The sequence below is a fragment of the Erythrobacter sp. W36 genome, assembly GCF_057364935.1.
This window is the reverse complement of record NZ_CP200281.1, coordinates 2108000-2125130: the sequence shown is the minus strand read 5'-3', so window position 1 is coordinate 2125130 and position 17131 is coordinate 2108000. Positions and strand designations below refer to the sequence as shown.

At 58.2% G+C, this 17131-nt stretch carries 13 protein-coding genes, 1 tRNA gene and 2 pseudogenes; 10 read left to right on the top strand and 6 right to left on the bottom strand.

Annotated elements, in window-relative coordinates; genetic code table 11:
• Positions 1 to 136 precede the first annotated feature (136 nt).
• Positions 137 to 992 (top strand): annotated as a pseudogene (hemF, locus tag AC0V6U_RS10235) (oxygen-dependent coproporphyrinogen oxidase).
• Here the strand turns inward: hemF and AC0V6U_RS10230 are convergent.
• Positions 993 to 1571, bottom strand: a complete 579-nt coding sequence (locus AC0V6U_RS10230; protein ID WP_472643070.1) for a Crp/Fnr family transcriptional regulator — start codon at positions 1569 to 1571, stop codon at positions 993 to 995.
• Between the two features lie 70 nt (positions 1572 to 1641).
• Between AC0V6U_RS10230 and AC0V6U_RS10225 the strand changes: the two genes are divergently transcribed.
• Both AC0V6U_RS10225 and AC0V6U_RS10220 read left to right on the top strand, forming a co-directional pair.
• Positions 1642 to 2388 (top strand): SDR family oxidoreductase, encoded by a 747-nt coding sequence (locus AC0V6U_RS10225; protein WP_472643069.1) that lies wholly within the window; start codon positions 1642 to 1644, stop codon positions 2386 to 2388.
• Between the two features lie 118 nt (positions 2389 to 2506).
• Positions 2507 to 2956 (top strand): hypothetical protein, encoded by a 450-nt coding sequence (locus tag AC0V6U_RS10220; protein WP_472643068.1) that lies wholly within the window; start codon positions 2507 to 2509, stop codon positions 2954 to 2956.
• A 56-nt stretch (positions 2957 to 3012) separates the two neighbouring features.
• On the opposite strand, the gene AC0V6U_RS10215 is transcribed toward AC0V6U_RS10220, so the two are convergent.
• From AC0V6U_RS10215 to AC0V6U_RS10205, 3 genes are all read right to left on the bottom strand, one after another.
• Positions 3013 to 4815 carry a PAS domain-containing hybrid sensor histidine kinase/response regulator gene (locus tag AC0V6U_RS10215; protein WP_472643067.1) on the bottom strand — a complete coding sequence of 601 codons (1803 nt, stop codon included), beginning with the start codon at positions 4813 to 4815 and terminating at the stop codon, positions 3013 to 3015.
• Positions 4816 to 4965: 150 nt separating this feature from the next.
• Positions 4966 to 5391, bottom strand: coding sequence for a hypothetical protein (locus tag AC0V6U_RS10210; protein ID WP_472643066.1), 426 nt, complete (start codon positions 5389 to 5391; stop codon positions 4966 to 4968).
• A complete protein-coding gene (locus AC0V6U_RS10205; protein ID WP_472643065.1) occupies positions 5388 to 6371 on the bottom strand; it encodes a patatin-like phospholipase family protein in 984 nt (327 codons plus the stop codon). Before AC0V6U_RS10205 ends, AC0V6U_RS10210 begins: the two co-directional genes overlap by 4 nt.
• 123 nt (positions 6372 to 6494) lie before the next feature.
• Here AC0V6U_RS10205 and AC0V6U_RS10200 point away from each other — a divergent pair.
• From AC0V6U_RS10200 to AC0V6U_RS10185, 4 genes and pseudogenes are all read left to right on the top strand, one after another.
• Positions 6495 to 8586: pseudogene (locus AC0V6U_RS10200) on the top strand (RelA/SpoT family protein).
• A gap of 9 nt (positions 8587 to 8595) precedes the next feature.
• Positions 8596 to 8952 (top strand): VOC family protein, encoded by a 357-nt coding sequence (locus AC0V6U_RS10195; protein WP_472643064.1) that lies wholly within the window; start codon positions 8596 to 8598, stop codon positions 8950 to 8952.
• A 99-nt stretch (positions 8953 to 9051) separates the two neighbouring features.
• Positions 9052 to 10905, top strand: coding sequence for a methyl-accepting chemotaxis protein (locus AC0V6U_RS10190; protein ID WP_472643063.1), 1854 nt, complete (start codon positions 9052 to 9054; stop codon positions 10903 to 10905).
• Between the two features lie 101 nt (positions 10906 to 11006).
• Entirely contained in the window at positions 11007 to 12809 is a 1803-nt protein-coding gene (locus tag AC0V6U_RS10185) for a methyl-accepting chemotaxis protein (RefSeq protein WP_472643062.1), read from the top strand.
• Between the two features lie 39 nt (positions 12810 to 12848).
• Here AC0V6U_RS10185 and AC0V6U_RS10180 read toward each other — a convergent pair whose 3' ends face one another.
• Both AC0V6U_RS10180 and AC0V6U_RS10175 read right to left on the bottom strand, forming a co-directional pair.
• The gene (locus AC0V6U_RS10180; RefSeq protein WP_472643061.1) at positions 12849 to 13169 is read right to left on the bottom strand and encodes a DUF1905 domain-containing protein; all 321 of its coding nucleotides are present in this window, start codon (positions 13167 to 13169) and stop codon (positions 12849 to 12851) included.
• Positions 13166 to 14278 carry a peptidylprolyl isomerase gene (locus AC0V6U_RS10175; protein ID WP_472643060.1) on the bottom strand — a complete coding sequence of 371 codons (1113 nt, stop codon included), beginning with the start codon at positions 14276 to 14278 and terminating at the stop codon, positions 13166 to 13168. The genes AC0V6U_RS10180 and AC0V6U_RS10175 overlap by 4 nt, the downstream gene beginning before the upstream one ends.
• An 82-nt stretch (positions 14279 to 14360) precedes the next feature.
• Here AC0V6U_RS10175 and AC0V6U_RS10170 point away from each other — a divergent pair.
• The 3 genes from AC0V6U_RS10170 (at position 14361) to AC0V6U_RS10160 (ending at position 17001) form a co-directional block, all read left to right on the top strand.
• Positions 14361 to 14450 (top strand) — tRNA-Ser (locus tag AC0V6U_RS10170).
• Positions 14451 to 14712: 262 nt separating this feature from the next.
• Positions 14713 to 15798, top strand: a complete 1086-nt coding sequence (locus tag AC0V6U_RS10165) for a zinc-dependent alcohol dehydrogenase (RefSeq protein WP_472643059.1) — start codon at positions 14713 to 14715, stop codon at positions 15796 to 15798.
• Positions 15799 to 16038: 240 nt separating this feature from the next.
• The gene (locus AC0V6U_RS10160) at positions 16039 to 17001 is read left to right on the top strand and encodes a quinone oxidoreductase family protein (protein ID WP_472643058.1); all 963 of its coding nucleotides are present in this window, start codon (positions 16039 to 16041) and stop codon (positions 16999 to 17001) included.
• Positions 17002 to 17131 lie beyond the last annotated feature (130 nt).

Below are 17131 nucleotides of genomic sequence, written 5' to 3'. Positions count from 1 at the left end.
GCAACTCAAATTTCCGTCTGCGCTGAACCCTTCGACAGGCTCAGGAGAGCCTTGTCGAAGCGCTGTACTTTCTTCTAGAGCTTCGTGCAGAGTGAAGGACAATCCTTCGACAAGCTCAGGATGAACGGGGATTTGAATGGATCGGACGAATAGCACTGCGCGGGCAAAAGCCTGGTTCGAAAGCCTGCGCGATCAGATCTGCGCCGAGTTCGAGGCGATCGAGCGTGAGGCCGGATCCGATGCAAGCTTTCAATACACCCCGTGGGAGCGGGAGGAAGAAGGCAATTCTGATCCCGGCGGCGGCACCCAAGGCCTGATGAAGGGCAAGGTGTTTGAGAAAGTTGGCGTCAATGTCTCCACCGTGCGCGGCAGCTTCAGCAAGGAATTTGCTTAGCCAAGTGAACGGCGCGAGCGCGGAGAACCCGGGATTTTCCGCAACCGGCATTTCGCTGGTGGCGCATATGACGAACCCGCGCGTGCCCGCCGTGCATATGAACACGCGCTTCCTCACCACGGGCAAGGCCTGGTTTGGCGGCGGGGCGGATCTCAACCCGCCGATCCCTTATGAGGAAGACACAGAGGCTTTCCACGCCAGCCTGCGCGCGGCCTGCATGGCCCACAATCCGACCTATTATGAGAAATACAAGAAATGGGCGGACGACTATTTCTACATCCCCCACCGCGAGAAACATCGCGGCGTTGGCGGGATTTTCTACGACCATCTGGAATGCGAGGACGAGGCCGCGTTTGATCGCAATTTCGCCTTCACACAGGATGTCGGCAAAGCCTTCCTAGACATCTATCCCAAGCTGGTGCGCGCCCGAATGAACAGCGAGTTTAGCGAAGAGGACGTCGCCCAGCAGCTCGAATATCGCGGGCTCTATGCCGAGTTTAACCTCGTCTATGATCGCGGAACACTGTTCGGCCTAAAGACCGGCGGGAATATCGATGCGATCCTGATGAGCCTGCCGCCACGAGCAACCTGGAGCTGATCAGGCTGGGATCTTGCGATCCTGCTTCAGCCGTTTTCTAATCCGGCTCAGCGCAACCGGCGTCACGCGCAGGAACGATGCGATCTCACGCTGTTCCAGGCGCTGGGCGAGTTCCGGCTCGCTGTTCAAGAAGTTCAAATAGCGATCTTCTGCGGACAGGCAGAGCAGGTCTTCTTCGCGTTTGCGCTTGCGCTCAAACAGCCAGTTCTGGAAATCGCTCAAGGCGCCCGAAAGCTGCTCGTCTTGCTGCAATTTCTGGCCCAACCAAGCGAGTGAAATTTGCCCAATCGCGCAATCTTCCAGTGCGCTCGCACCAAATTGTGTGACCTGCGCGCTTGCGGAAGTTGGGCCGAATACGCCCGCATCGATGATGTAGCTTTTTGTCCACTGATCGCCCTCAGCCACCAGATAATAAAGCTTTACCAGACCACTTTTGAGAACGCAGACCGGCGGCGTTTCCGATTGCGGCGCGAAGATGTCCGCCCCGAACGCAAATTCGCGCAATCGCCACTCACCCGCCTCGATCGCGCGGGCTTCCAGTAATGCGGCAAGGCGCGTTCCAGGATTTTTCTGTTCCAATAAACCTCGATCAATCGGTTTGTACAAAAAGCCTGCCAAAGGTTACGCGGCTTGGAAAGAGGAAGAACCGATGAACTTTCAAAATCGAACCATTTGCGTGACTGGCGCTAGCCGAGGGATTGGCCGGGCGCTGTGTGACCAGCTGGCCGAGCGGGGCGCGGCGGCGATCATCTGCGCGGGGCGTTCTCGCGGGGATTTGCCAGACCAGATTGGCGATACGCTGATTAGCTTCGTCGAATGCGATCTGTCGCATTCTGGCGGCGCGGCGCAATTGGCGCAGATTTTGATCGCTGAGCATCCAGAATGCTCGGTGCTGATCAACAATGCCGGAACGCAGGTGATGAATGATTGCGTCGCGCCCGATGCTGGTGAGCATGCCGATATTATCGCGCGCGAGATTGAGCTCAATTTTGCCAGTCCCATTCTGCTTGGATTGCATGTCATGCCAATGCTGCTTCGTCACAAGGAGGCGGCGATCTGCAATGTTACATCCGGCCTTGCACTTGCGCCGAAACAATCTGCGCCGGTCTATTGCGCGACCAAGGCAGGATTGGGCTCGTTCTCGCGTGCGCTGCGCTATCAGGCGGCAGCTCGCGCAAAGAACCTAAAGATATTCGAAGCGCTGCCGCCGCTGGTCGACACCGCCATGACGGAGGGGCGCGGGAGCGGCAAGTTGAGCGCGCGCGAATGTGCGGCACAGATCATCACCGGGATGGAGCGCGGCAAACCGGTGATCGATGTTGGCAAGACCCGTATTTTGCGGGCGATCATGCGGCTGTCACCGTCGCTCGGCTACCGGATTTTGAGCCGTGGGTGAGCGGACGCGCAAGCCGCTCGCTTTGAGAATTGGGCAGTGGGCAGCGCAGCGAGCCCACAAACCTTGGCTCCCACCAGCCGTTTCGGCTTTTCCTGCAGCGGATTTCCTTATCCCGGTCATGCCGAACCAATTGCTGCTTGCTGGATTGTCAATGCTGGCCGCAGCGCGTTGGTGGATATTCACCCTTGTCTTTGCCGTTGGTGCGGCTGTGGGTGCCGGGGCTGTCACCTTGGCGCTGCAAAGCCTGGGAGTGGATCAGAGCCTGTTTCTTGGCGGTGATGAGGCAGGTGGGTCCCTGGCGCAGGCGACCGAGCAATTCCGGCGATATGGCCTGTGGTTCCTGGCCGGAATGGCCATGCTGCCGTGGACGCCGCGCTTAACAGTGGTGGCTTGCGCGCTGCTCGGCTTTGGTCCTCTGGCGGTGCTCGCCGTGGTGTTCACGGCCAGGCTGGTTCCGTGCACTGCACTGGCGTTGATTGGGGCATACGGTCTGCCGCTGGCCGCGCGCATCCCCCTGATCGGCAGATTCAGGGATCGGATCGGAGCGGCATTTGGAGCGCGCGACTAGGGTCAGCTTTTGCCCGAACCAGCGGCGTTCACCTTCGCCTCGTCAGATGAGATCACTCACTGACCGAGGCTCGCCTCATCCTTCTCAGGCAGCCAGCGCTCCAAGGCATCGCGCAAGGTGTCGATGGAAATCGGCTTGGATAGATGCTCCTGCATGCCGCACTCCAGACAAGCCTCAACGTCATCGGCAAAGGCATTGGCGGTGAGCGCAAGGATCGGCAGGGTCGATGGGTCAAAGCCGTCTTTGCGTAAAGTGGCGGTCGCTTGCAAACCGTCCATATTCGGCATGCGAATATCCATCAGCACCAACTCATAGGGTTGATCATCATGGCTCGCATCGCGCACCATCTCGACCGCGTTGGCGCCATCTTTCGCCGCGCTTAGTTCCACGCCCAGGCGCTTAGCCATGTCGGCAAACAGCTCGCGGTTGATATCAAAATCCTCGGCCAGCAAGATGCGTCTTCCGGCCAGGCGTTGTTCGGCTTCGATCATCTTGGAATAGCTTGGCTCCGGCTGCGCTTTGCTGGCCGCCAGCAATGGCAGGGTCAGCGTAAAGGCAGAGCCTCGGCCTGGTTCGCTGTGGACGGATACTGTGCCAGACATCAGCTCGGCCAATTGCTGGCAAATGGCCAGGCCAAGCCCGGTTCCCGCGCGCTCTGTTTGAGAGGATTGATCGACCTGAGCGAAGGCGGCGAAGACATTCTGTTGCATGTCTTGCGAAATGCCGATCCCAGTATCGGCGACGGTGAATTCCAATTGTCCGCCAACATTCAAGGCTGAGAGGCGGATTTTGCCCTGGTCGGTGAAGCGCACGGCATTGTGCATCAGGTTGGTGAGGATTTGACGCAGACGCATGCCATCCACCAGCACAAGCCGCGGCAATGCGGAATCGACGACCCGTTCAACCCTCAGCGCCTTCTCTCCCGCCAGCGGTTCAATCAATTGCGCGACCTGTTGAACCACATCGCCGATATCGGTTGGTTCGGGGGTGATCGACATGTGCCCGGCCTCAATTTTGGTCAGGTCGAGAATATCGTTGAGCAGGGTTTGCAAAGAGCGACCGCATTCGACGATCAGATCGACATGCCGCCTTTGATTCTTGTCCAGCGGGCTGGTCTGCAGCAGCTCGGCGAATCCCAGCACGCCGTTCATCGGAGTGCGGATTTCGTGGCTCATCTTGGCCAGAAACGCGCTTTTTGCGCTGGCCATTGCCTGCGCCTCATCGCGGGCTTTGCGCAGTTCTTGCTGCATTTGTTCTTCGTCGGTGCGGTCGCGGAACACACCGAACAGAGCGGCTGGCTTGCCCGCCTCATCAAATTCGACCCGGGCGATGCTTTGCGTGTGGCGGATTTCGCCATCGCCGCGGATCAGGCGAGCTTGGAAAGTGTAGGGCTTACCCGTCTGCCGCGATTGCTCCACTGATGTCGCAACGAGATCGCGATCATCTTCGTGAAAAAAATTGATGGCATCCTCAAGCCTCGGCAAGTTACCCGGGGCGAGGCCATGAATGGCAAAAGTTTCAGCCGACCATTCCAGCTGATCGGTCTTCAGATCGAGGCGCCAATGGCCGACATGGGCAGAGGCCTCGGTAAGGTTGAGCAGGCGGTTCTTCTCCTCAACCACCTTCATCTGCTCGCGCAGCTCATGCGTTCGGCGGGCGTGATGAAGGTTCGAACTGAACTCGCGCAGGCCAATCGTCAGCAGCAATGCCGCAATGGTCGCCTCTGCGAAATAGAGCTCAGTTTCATTGCCTAGCAATCCAGCGATCAGGACGATGACAGCCGCAAAAGCCGCGGCAAGCGTGACCAAACCGGTTGCGGCGGCAACCCGTTCTTTGGGCGAGGGAGCTGAAAAAGGCATCGCCGAGATGTTAGCGCGGATCGCCTCACATTCTCCTTAGGCCAGGATATGTAAAACCCTCCGGTTTCATGGCTAATATCCCAGCTGCTCCAAGCCCTCTGTGATTGGCCAGGCGAAAGGCCTGGGCCGACGGGTTTATGAGCTTATGGCTTAGCTTTTGCCCCAGCCCGCGGCGCTCACCTTCTCCTCACCGTAAGAGATGAGGCAGCGCATATAGCGTTTGTGGAACTCGATCGGGTCGTCGGTTTCGATATCGACCTGTTGCCATTCGGGGCAGGTCAAGAACTCTTCAAACCCGCCGCCTGCTGGCATGCCATAGACGAATTCGTTCACGTCCGGCTCGATCCGCAGGAAGTTGAAACAGCCCGCTTCCTCGCAGGAATCGGCTTCGACGGCGAGGGCAGAGAAGCGGTATACCTCGTTCACGAGAATGTGTTCAGCATCGAGCGCGAGTTCGAGGATATTCCAATCCTTATGCGCGCCGTCCCTGCCGCCCAGCGGCTTTTCATCGGTGCACAGAGATTTGTCGGCCTTGGGGCAGGGGCGCTTGGGCAGTTCCAGAGTGCCGTCAATCACGGCATAGACCACCGGCGCGAGCGATTGGAGGGGTAGGGGGCATTGTCCTCGGCGTCTGGATCGGTGAGTTCTTCCAGCTCATAGGCGTCCGTCATCCCGTTTTGCCGGCGAAAGAACGCCTCGAACACAGAATCGGCAAACAGGCCAAAGCGCAGGCCGCCATCGACATACATCGTGTTGTCAATGAAGGCGGGCGGGGCAGCGATCGGCGACGATGAGCTGGCGATGATTGCGCTGATGTAGCAATCCTTGAGGGTCTCTTTGCCCTCATCATCGGGCGCAGTGTTCACATAGCGCGTGGCCATATCGCCCAGATCAAACGCCACCGCATCGCCGCTATCGGCGTCGGTTGCCCCCACATACAGCCGCGCGCCAGCGGCATAGCGATCCGCCACCGTTTGCATGACGTCATCGGAGATGAATGTGTGCAGCCGCGCGCGCAGCGGCTCGAGATTGCCGAACGAGCCATGCTCGATCAGCGTCAGGTAATTGGCGAAGTCCGGCTTGCCGTCCTTTGGCTTGGCATAGACGTTGATCAAATCGCTTTCAGAATTGATCGTATAGCCTTCGACCGCGCCCGCCGCGTCATTCACAAAGGCGAAGGTGGCGAGGATGGAGCCGGTGCTGATCCCGGTGACGACTTGGAAGTCTGGCAGGTCGCCTGTGCCGCCCCACCCGGCGAGAATACCTGCGCCATATGCGCCGTGCTCGCTGCCGCCGGAGAGGGAGAGCAGGCTGGCCTTCTCGCCCGATTGCAGCCGGTCATGCGCGCGCAGGCTGGTCTCAATCTCTGCCGCGAGCGCCGACGGTATGCGCTCACGCAGATCGGCTGGACGAGACACGGGCACGCCCACATTCATGCGGATCGTCTTGAAATCGCACATCCGGTTTTCCGGTGTGATCGGCGCTTTCTGACAGCCAGCGGCGGCCAGCGCGCCCAATGTCAGCGCCGCCGCGCTCAGTTTTACCGTAATACTCATGTGCGAATTCCCTCGGTCCACCCCGTATGCTGAAGCCTTATGGTCTCAAGAGTTTGATATTTGATTGCCCAAGTGCCGAATTGCTTTGCAATATTGGGCGTTTTCACCGCATCATAGGAACCTATGCTGAGGCAATATGAACTGGTGGAACGGGTCAAGGAATATGACCCCAATGCGGATGAGGCAGCGCTCAACCGTGCCTATGTCTACACCGTTCAGAAACACGGCACGCAAAAGCGCGCCAGCGGCGATCCCTATTTCTCGCACCCGGTCGAGGTTGCTGAGCTTGATGACTGATCTGCAGCTGGATCAGGAAACGATCATCACCGCACTGCTGCATGATACCGTTGAAGACACGCTAGCAACGATTGACGATATAGAGCAGAATTTCGGGGCTGATGTGGCGCGGCTGGTCGATGGCGTGACCAAGCTGTCAAAGATCGAGGCCATGCCTGAGAACGAGCGGGCGGCGGAGAACTTGCGCAAATTCCTGCTCGCAATGAGCGAGGATATCCGCGTCCTGCTGGTAAAGCTGGCGGACCGGCTGCACAATATGCGCACTCTGCACTTCATCAAGAAGCCAGAGAAGCGCCGCCGGATCGCGCGCGAGACGATGGATATCTATGCCCCGCTGGCAGAGCGGATCGGCATGTATGAATATATGCGCGAGATGCAGGCGCTGGCCTTTGAGCAATTGGAGCCAGAGGCCTTTGCGACCATCACCAACCGGCTGGAGCAATTGCGCAGCCAGGATGGCGGGCAGGTCGATGCAATCGCGCTGAAGGTGAAGCAGGTGCTGGCCGAGGCAGGGCTTCAGGTTGAGGTGATGGGGCGCGAGAAGCACCCCTATTCAATCTGGAAAAAGATGGCGGAGCGCCACGTCAGCTTTGAGCAAGTCACGGACATCATGGCGTTTCGCGTCATTTGTGAGAGCGAGACTGATTGCTATGCCGCGATGGGTGTGCTGCACACCACGTGGCAATTCCTGCCGGGCCGGTTCAAGGATTACATCTCGACGCCCAAGTCGAACGGGTACCGGTCGCTCCACACCTCGCTGATGTATGAGAATTCCATGCGGGTGGAAGTGCAAATCCGCACCCGCGAAATGCACAGCCGCAACGAATTCGGGTTGGCGGCGCATTGGGCTTATAAACAAAGCGATTCCGCCGATGGCCAAGTCGCCTGGCTGCGTGATCTGATCGAGATTGTCGATGCCAGCCACGATGCAGAGGAGCTGCTCGAACACACCCGCATGGCGATCTATCAAGACCGGATTTTCGCCTTCACGCCCAAGGGGGCTTTGTTCCAGCTGCCCAAGGGCGCAAGCTCGGTCGATTTCGCCTTTGCCGTGCATACGGATCTCGGCGCGCAGACGGTCGGCGCGAAGATCAATGGCCGCCACATGCCGCTGCGCACTCCGCTGAACAATGGCGATGTGGTCGAGATCATCAAAGGCAAGAATGCCGAGCCGCAGCTGTCCTGGCTGGGCTTTGTGGTGACGGGCAAGGCGCGCGCTTCCATTCGCCGCTCTGTGCGCCTCAAAGAACGTGCAGAGGTTGCCTCAATAGGCAGCAAATTGTTCGATGAGATCGCCGCAAAAGTGCCCGCGCGGATCGGCAAGAAGGCCATTCGCGAAGCGCTCAAGCGGCTCGAAATGGACGAGCCGGAAGACCTGATGTTCGCGATTGGTGCGGCCAAAATCACCGACCGCGAAGTGATGGAGGCTTTGGTCCCCGGATCAACCGCTGATTTTGAAGATGACGCGGAATGGTCCAAGCGTGAGCGGGTGATCTCGATCCGCGGGTTAACGCCAGAGGTCGGCTATACGCTGGCGACCTGCTGTCACCCGGTGCCCGGCGACCGGATTGTGGGCCTGCGCCGCAAGGATGAACGGGTCGAAGTGCACGCGATTGATTGTCTGGAGCTGGCCAGCGGGATCGATGCCGATTGGCTCGATCTGTCTTGGGGCAAGCGGTCCATCGGCGCGGTCGGCCGCCTCAGGGTGACGCTCTACGACCGTCCCGGAACTCTGGCGGAAATGGCCGGGATTTTTGCGCAGAACAAGACGAACGTGACCAGCCTCAATCAGGTCCAGCTCGACCACCCATTCACCACCTATGAAATCGATTCAGAGGTGCAAGATCTCGCCCACCTCACGCGGATATTGAGCGCGCTGCGCGCCAGCGACGCGGTGGCTCAGGCAGAGCGGATTTAGTGGCAATAATTGGCATTGATCACGTTCAGCTGGCCATTCCAGCCGCACGGCGAGGATCAGGCACGGGCGTTTTTTGTTGGACTGCTGGGCATGCTTGAGGTGCCAAAACCTGCCAATCTCTCGAGCAGCGGATGCTGGTTTGAGGCAGGCGGAGTGAGCCTGCACATTGGGATTGATCCAGATTTCTCTCCGGCGCGCAAAGCTCACCCGGCGTTGCTGGTCGATGACCTTGCAGGCCTGCGCGCGAAATTGCTGGCAGCGGGCATTGAGACGCGCGACGACAAGCCAGTTGAGGGATATTCCCGTTTCTTTACCAGCGACCCTTTCGGCAACCGCATTGAGCTTATGCAGCGCACCCCAAGTTGATGGTTAAACAGGCGTTTACCACTCCTTAAACCCGTCCTCGTATTGCTCCTCATGTAAGAAACCACACGCGCCCGTAAGCGGCGGTATGAGGATACTATTTTGAGCTATTCAGCGCATGATTTTGTGCCCGCCTCTGATGAGGATTTGGACACCAACGACGCGAATCTGAGCGGCGGCGAGGAACGCCGTAAGCGCTGGCTCGAACGCTTTTCTCTGGTCGGCAATCTGCGCATCGCAATTTTCAGCAATGCGGCGATGGTGCTGGTGGTTGCCTTCATCATCCTCAGCGGCTTTGCCTACATCGGCAATCAAGGCGAACGGCAAACCGTGCTCGCCTCTGCCGAAGTGCGCAGCGGCCATGCCGCATTGGCGCTGGGCGATGCCTATGTCTCGCTGCGCGATGTGACGGAACGCGGCGAGCAGGCCGGATATGAGCGCGCCTCTGACAAGCTTGAGGATGCGGCTGAAGATATCAGAACGGCGCTGAACTATGGCGGCGAAATGATGCCAAGCGACATTCGCTCTTCGCTTGAGAAGTACCTTGGGCGGATCGAGGATGCCGATGCCCGCATTGATGCGATTGCGCCCGGCGCTGGCGCCGATACGTCTGCTGTGCGCGAAATCGAACAAGAGGTAGGTTCGCTCTATTCCGAGATGCGCGTTTATGTTGACGATCTGCATGTGTTTGTGAGCGGCAAGGCCGGCGATCTGCTGAACACGGTCGGCAAGACAATCCTGGGCTTTATGGCGCTGCTCGCAGTGACCGTGATCGCTTCCTTCTTTGGCGGCCGCGTGATCATTCGCAATGTCGTGCGCATGATCCGCAGCATCACCGATGCGATGGAGCGCATTGCAAACGGCGAGGATCAGACTGAAATTCTCCATGCAGAGCGTGAGGATGAAATTGGCGATATGGCCCGCGCGCTCGCGGTGTTCCGCCAGGATGCTCTGGAGCTTAGCCAGCTGACCGCTGAACGCGCCAGCGCGGCGGAACGCGAGCTTGCTCAGCAGCAAATCCTCGCGCAGGAATCGAACCGTCTACGCACCGATAAAGGCGAGCTGTTAGAGCGGCTTGCTGGCGGTTTTGAAGTTTCAATCGGGGAAGTGATCGACGCCGTTGGCGCAGCCTCTGCGCAGCTTAAAGAAACCTCTGAGAGCATGGTGAAGCTTGCTGAAAGCTCCGCTCAGCAATCTCAAGAGGCCTCGACTTCCATGCAGGCAACCACCCGCAATGTCACGGCAGCAGCCGCGGCGACGGATGAGTTTGCCTTGTCGATCACAGAGATCAGCAAGCAGGCCAGCGCATCGGCCGCTCTGGCGCGCGAGGCCAGCGAGCTGGTGACCGCCGCGAACAACAAGATGACCAATCTCTCCAGCGCGGCTGATGAAATTGGCAGCATTGTCGAGATGATCCAAACCATCGCTCAGCGCACCAATCTGCTGGCGCTCAACGCCTCGATTGAGGCGGCGCGCGGCGGTGAGGCGGGACGCGGGTTTGCCGTTGTTGCCTCTGAAGTCAAAGAGCTGGCAACCCAGACCAGCAATGCCACCAATAGCGTGACTGAGAAGATCAGCGCGATGCAAAGCTCCACCCAGTCGAGCGTGGCGGACCTCAATTCCATGGTGACGCAGATCGATGAGCTTGAACGCGCCTCTGTCGTCATCGCGACCGCTGTTGATCAGCAGTCAATCTCTGGCGAAGATCTGGCGCGGAATATCGACACGGTTGCCAGTGGCACCTCGCAAGTGGATGCGCAGCTCGGCAAATTGCGCGAGGCATCGCTCGCCACCGGCTCTGCCTCGTCGCAAGTTCTGGCCTCTGCCAGCGAGCTCGATCTTCACGCTGATGCTCTGCGCGAGAAAGCGACAAGCTTCCTCAGCGATGTGCGCCGCAGCGCGAGCGAGCTGGATTCAGCCGATAGCGAATTACTGGCCAAGGCACAGGCTGCCTAAAGCGGCACGTAGTAGGCTTGGTTAAGGGGCCATTTACCCCTCTTTAATGGCGTTCTCGTAAGCACTTAGTTCACAAAGGTTCCGCGCGGAGTACGCATCAAATGGACATGGCGAACAACAATTTCGAACCAGCTGAGACTGGTGCGCATGTTGATGCGCAGTTCTCTGATGCAGCCGATAGCTGGCTCGATAACTACACGGTTGTCGCCAAAATCCGTGCGGCGATTTTTGGCAATATTGTGATTATTATCACTTTGCTAGCGCTTGTTATTGGCTCTGCTTCTTACCTCGGCAGCGAGGCCATTGCGCAAGGTGACAAGGCGTCGACTAGCGAACTGATGTCAGATGCAAATACTGCCCTCAGCGAGGCGCGTTTTCATCTCAATGGGTTTGTGGAGAGCCGTGATCTGGCGGATTTTGCAAGCGCGCAGACCGAGTTGGATCGGGCGTTTACCAATTATGGTTTGTTGACAGAGGATGACCATCCGTTCTCGGACATTATACAGGCAGGAAACACCGCGCGGCTTGAGGAAATTGGCGCAATTCGAGATTCGCTGTCCAATCTGGACGCGCCGGTGACGAATATTTCTGCAGTCGCTGCATTGCAGCAGCGCACCGCTAGTGTTCTGCAATCATCGCGTTCTGAATTTGATAAGGTCGTCGAAGTTGTTGCCGTGGAATTTGCTGATCTGATCGGCGAAATCACTGTCTTGGTCTGGTTTGTAGCGATCTCTGGAGTTGTTCTTCTGGCGGGCGCTATCTGGGGCGGGCGGCAAGTTACGAGCAATATCATTGGCATGATCGGATCGGTTACCAGTGCTACGAAGCGCATCGCTAGCGGCCATTCAGAGACCTGGATACCGGGACAGCAGCGTGGCGACGAATTGGGTGATATGGCGCGTGCACTTGTCGTGTTCCGTGATGCGTCGCAAGAATTGCAGCAGCTCAATGATCAAAGAGCACAGGCAGCGGAACGAGAGCTTATTCAGCAACAGGTGCTGGCCGGGCAATCGAAGCAAATGCAGGTTGAAAAGACCGAACTTCTGCATGGCTTGGCGGACGGCTTTGAAGTGTCAAACGGGGCTGTCATTGCGGAAGTGGGCGCCGCGGCTGAGCAGCTCAAGACAACTTCACAAAGCATGGTAGCCCTTGCAGAAAGCTCGTCGCAGCAATCCTTGGAAGCATCCGATGCGATGCTGGAGGCGACCAAGAATGTGAGCGCTGCCGCAGCAGCGACGGATCAATTCGCTTTATCTATTGCGGAGGTCAGCACCCAGGCAACGAAATCCGCCTCTCTGGCGCGCGACGCCAGCGAGCTGGTGGTGAATGCCAACAGCAAGATGACCGACCTTTCCAGCGCGGCTGATGAGATTGGCGAGATTGCCGAACTGATCCAGAGCATTGCCCAGCGCACCAATCTGCTCGCGCTTAACGCCTCAATTGAGGCGGCGCGCGGCGGCGAGGCGGGACGCGGCTTTGCGGTTGTCGCCTCAGAAGTGAAAGAGCTCGCCAGCCAGACCAGCAATGCGACCAGCAGCGTGGCGGCCAAGATCACCGCGATGCAAAACTCCACCGGCTCCAGCGTCAGCGACCTTACCTCGATTGTTGCGCAGATTGACGAGCTGGAGCAATCCTCAACCATGATCGCAGAGGCCGTGGGGCAGCAGTCCCGTGCAGCTAGCGAACTTGCGCGCAATATCGACAGTGTGGCCTACAGCACGTCCAATGTTGAAGGGCAGTTAGAACAGTTGCACAAGGCATCGTTGATGACCGGAACAGCCTCGACCCAGGTGCAGACATCGGCTGAAGAATTGGGTGCGCATGCAGTTGCAATGCGTGAGAAGGCGGACGAATTTCTCAAAACGGTGCGCAGCAATGCGAGCGATTTGAACACCAAAGATTGAGAGCTGAACGCGAAGGGCAAAGCATTGCTTACTCGGCGTCTAAATCAGCGTCAGGGTGACCCGAACTTCGTCGCCTTCCGCCAATCCCTCAGCTTTGCGAACCGGGGCCTTCACCGGCAGCAACCAGGCGCCATCATCGCTAGGAAAGCACGAGGTTGACCACCGCGTATCGCCGATCTTGGCCTCGACCTTTTGCGAGCGAAAGCCGCGTTTGCGGCCCAGCTCTAACCGCCGCATTGCCTCATAGGCCGCAATGGTCTCACCCGCCTCGCCATCAATCGTGATAAAGTGCCAGCTGACCCCATTGGAGGCGGTCCACAGCCACAGCGGGCCTGTTTGCGTGAGCTGCGCCTCGCTCATTCGCCAGCGGAGACGGGCCGCACCGGGACCGGGATGTTGCAGATATCCGCTCCGCCAGAGGGCACGATAAAGAACGGATCGCGGCGGTTCGCGCGCGCCTCGGCATACCGCGCGAAGCTCTCGCTTTCGGTGGAGAGATACTCGAAATTGGGACGCTCACTGTCCGGCAGATCGGATGCGACGCGAACCGACAGGATCGGCGTGCGTTTGTCTGCTTCCTCTGCGGTGTAGAAGCCCAGAGCGCCGCTGCCGCGCGGCAACGAGGAGAGATGCTCCATGCCGGAAATGATCCGTCCTACGAGAGCAATGTTGCGATCAAGGTGACGCGGCGCATGGCCGATCACGGTGTAGAGCTCCGCACCTGAGCCAGTGTCGGGTGAGTACCCGCGTCCCACGCCGACCATGCTGTAGCAGTGGATGGGCCAGAAACGGTTGCCACTTTGGTCCGTCTCACCGGTAATTGGCCAACCCATCACCACGGACGCCAGAGAGCCGTAATTGTCGCCGATGTCCGGCTTGTGCTCACGCATAGCCTCAAGTTGCTCCTCGGTGGGGACACCTTCAGCGGGGATAGGAAATTCGTCACCCGACGAGATCATGGCATTCCTGACCATCATAGCGCCAAGTGTGTAGTTGATCCGCGGGCGGCCGCGCGGATCGGGAATCGAGAGGATATCCGTCGCTGCGTACTCCTCCTCCCCCATCACGTTCAGCCCCTCGGGCAGCGGCTTTGCCTCGCCTTCGCCTTCGGGATTGTCATAATTGGGATCGCCCCATTGCACGACGTAATTGTCCTGCACGCGGTTGACGGTAATATCGTCATACCACTTCGCGCGGGCGAGCTTGCGGATATTTCCGACCCAGCCTTGGGAAAATGGCGCAGGCATCAGCTGGATCACCACCTCGCGCGCGGTCCCTTGCGCGTCCGGGGCGAGCGTCATCACCAGCAAATCCTCAGGGGCAATCGTCACCCATTCAGCCTGCGGCGCAGCATTAACAATCTGATTGGGGGAGGGCGCACCTTCCGGCTCTTCGGGCGCTTCGGTTTGCGCGTGAGCGGGCAGAGAGAGCGCAAAGGCGCAGGCGGCGGTCAGCAGCAGTTTTTTCATGGGCGATAGCCTGCCATCTTCAAGCGGCTTGCGAAAGGGCAAGCTTGCGTCTATCCGCGCCCTTTCCCGGATATGGGAATGCGGAGACGTGGCCGAGTGGTCGAAGGCGCACGCCTGGAAAGTGTGTAAAGGGGCAACTCTTTCGTGGGTTCGAATCCCACCGTCTCCGCCATTTCAATCTGAATTTCTAAAAATTTTGAGAACTGCTCTTGGGTTCCACCTTGGTGTGTGCCTCTGACTTTGCATGCATTAATGCATAAAAAATAGATGGTTATCGACTTTTTGCAAGCCTCTTCAAAATATCTATTGATATATAGATAGGTAAGGCCTAGATGCTTCGGCGAGGCAGCGGTTGCTGTCTAATTTTAGATTCGGAAGCTCGCAGATTTGGCCTGCAATTCAGGTACGGGCTTCAAACTGAAGGATTAAAAACGATGTTAGGCACTTATTATCACGATCGCGGGCAAGTCAGAGTTGGCAACATCCCTGAACCGCAATTGATTCAAGACAATGACGCAATCGTTCGCGTAACTCTCGCCGGTATTTGCGGCGCTGACTTGGATTTCGTGAACAACGGTCCAGAAGCTGGCGTGGAGCAGGGTATGCGCCTTGGTCATGAATTTGTCGGCGTTGTCGAGGCGGTCGGCAAAGACGTCACCAATGTGAAGGTCGGTGACCGCGTAGTTGCATCAGCAATGTTCGTTGATGGCGAGTGCCACTTCTGCAAGCGCGACTTTAACTCATCGTGTGAACATGGCGGTCTGTTTGGTTCACCCATGTTTGTCGAGCATGGCGGCAGTGACATTCAGGGCGGTCAGTCTGAATATGTCCGCGTCCCTTACGCAAACTCCACATTGTTCACCCTGCCAGAGGGCCTGGCAACCGGCGCAGAAGATGCCCGCGCATTGCCACTCGCAGACAATTTCGCAACCGGATATCACGGTGCATTGAACGCCAATATCCAGGAAGGCGGCACAGTTGTCGTGATTGGTGATGGCGCAGTTGGTCAAAGCGCGGTTCTGGCCAGCAGCAAGCTGTTCAATCCAGAGCAAGTCATCCACGTTGGCCGCCACGATGGGCGCCTCGACTTCAGCCGCAACAAGGCCGGCGCGACCCACACCGTCAATGGCAAGACCGGCGATCCGGTTGAATTCGTCAAGGAATTGACCGGCGGGTATGGCGCGCTCTCGATCATTGATACGGTTGGCAATCAAGCCTCGCTCCAGCAAACACTCGACATGGCGCAGGCTGGCGGCAAGATCAGCGTGCTTGGCTTTGGCCACTTGTTTGCGCCGGTTGATCAGCCTTACTCAGCCTCGCTGTTCCGCAATCTCACCATCCACACCGGCGTTGTGAATGTGCCCGCGTACATGCGCACTCTGCTGCCTCTGGTAGAGGCCGGTAAGATTGATCCGAGCGTTATCTTCACTGACATTCTGCCGCTGGCAGATGCGGCCGAAGGTTACGACCGGATGCTGAAGCGTACCGATGGCACCATCAAGGTGGCTCTGAAGAACTAACGCTTTGCATTGATCCGGCACCAGTGTTCGGGGCGGCTCATCCGCCGCTCATCCTCCCTGCCGCCGTCTTCCCCTGCCTCACTCCCTGAGGCGGCGGGTGGGCGCTGGTGCCGGCATCATCCCAGTTCGATACCATCCGAATAGATCGCGGCGCGCCAGTGTGAAGCCCGCGCTCACAGGAAAGCTGCGCCCATAGCGTTCGCGCTTTCCTGGCCACTTAAAGACTAAGGAACCCAAGCCATGCGTGCCATTGTAGCTGACAGCTTCGGAAGCGCCGAGGTGCTGAACTTGCAAGACATTGCCAAGCCTCAGCCCGGTGTTGGTGAGGTCTTGGTCAAAGTATCCGCCGCAGGTGTGAACCCGATCGATATCCAGACCCGCAGAGGCGATTACTCCGACTATGTCACTGGCCCTTATCAATTGGGCGTTGAGCTATCCGGAGTGATCGAAGCGCTGGGCGAAGGCGTCGACAATTTCGAGATCGGCGATGAAGTTTTCTACAGCGAGCGCGTGCTCGATAACGAAGGTGGATACGCTGAATACCACACAGAAAAAGCCGAATTGCTGGCGCGCAAACCCGCAAAACTCTCCTTCGAAGAGGCAGCTGCCATGCCCATCGCGGCCAGCACAGCATGGGTTTGCCTTGTTGAGCGTGGACGGATCCAGGCTGGAGACCTTGTCCTAGTGCTCGGCGGGTCCGGCGGGGTTGGTCTGTTTGCCCTGCAGATCGCTCGCCTTTCTGGCGCAAGTGCCGTCACCACCAGCAGCAGCGATGCGGCGGGACTTGTAACCGCAAACGGCGCAGACACAGCCATTGATTACCGCGCAGACGACGCGTGGGATTCGCTCAAAGAGGCTTACCAAGGCGGCTTTGATATTATCCTTGATTTGGTTGGTGGCGATTCAATCGAACGCTCCCTGCCATTGCTTGCGCCCGGCGGACGGATGGTCAGTATTGTGGACCAAGACACTCCGCAGAACCTGATGGCTGGTTGGGATTTCAACGCCGAAATCCACCTTGTGTTTCTCCAGCCCAGCGCAGAGCGTCTCACGCGACTTGCTGCTCTTGCTGAGGAGGGCCTGCTAACCGCTAATATCGAGGCGAGCCTGCCGCTGGAGGACGCCGCCAAGGCGCATCAGATGATCGAGGCTGGCGGGCGGAGCGGCAAGATCGTTCTGACAATGAACCAGGATCAGACTTAGCCAAGTTTGCGTCGGAAGGCCTGCCTCCTGCGCTATTTCCAACAAATCTAAAGCTACCAAATCACTGCAAATCCAAAAGACGTTGTACTCACAATTTCAATACCTATCTACATATAGATATTTTTATTCA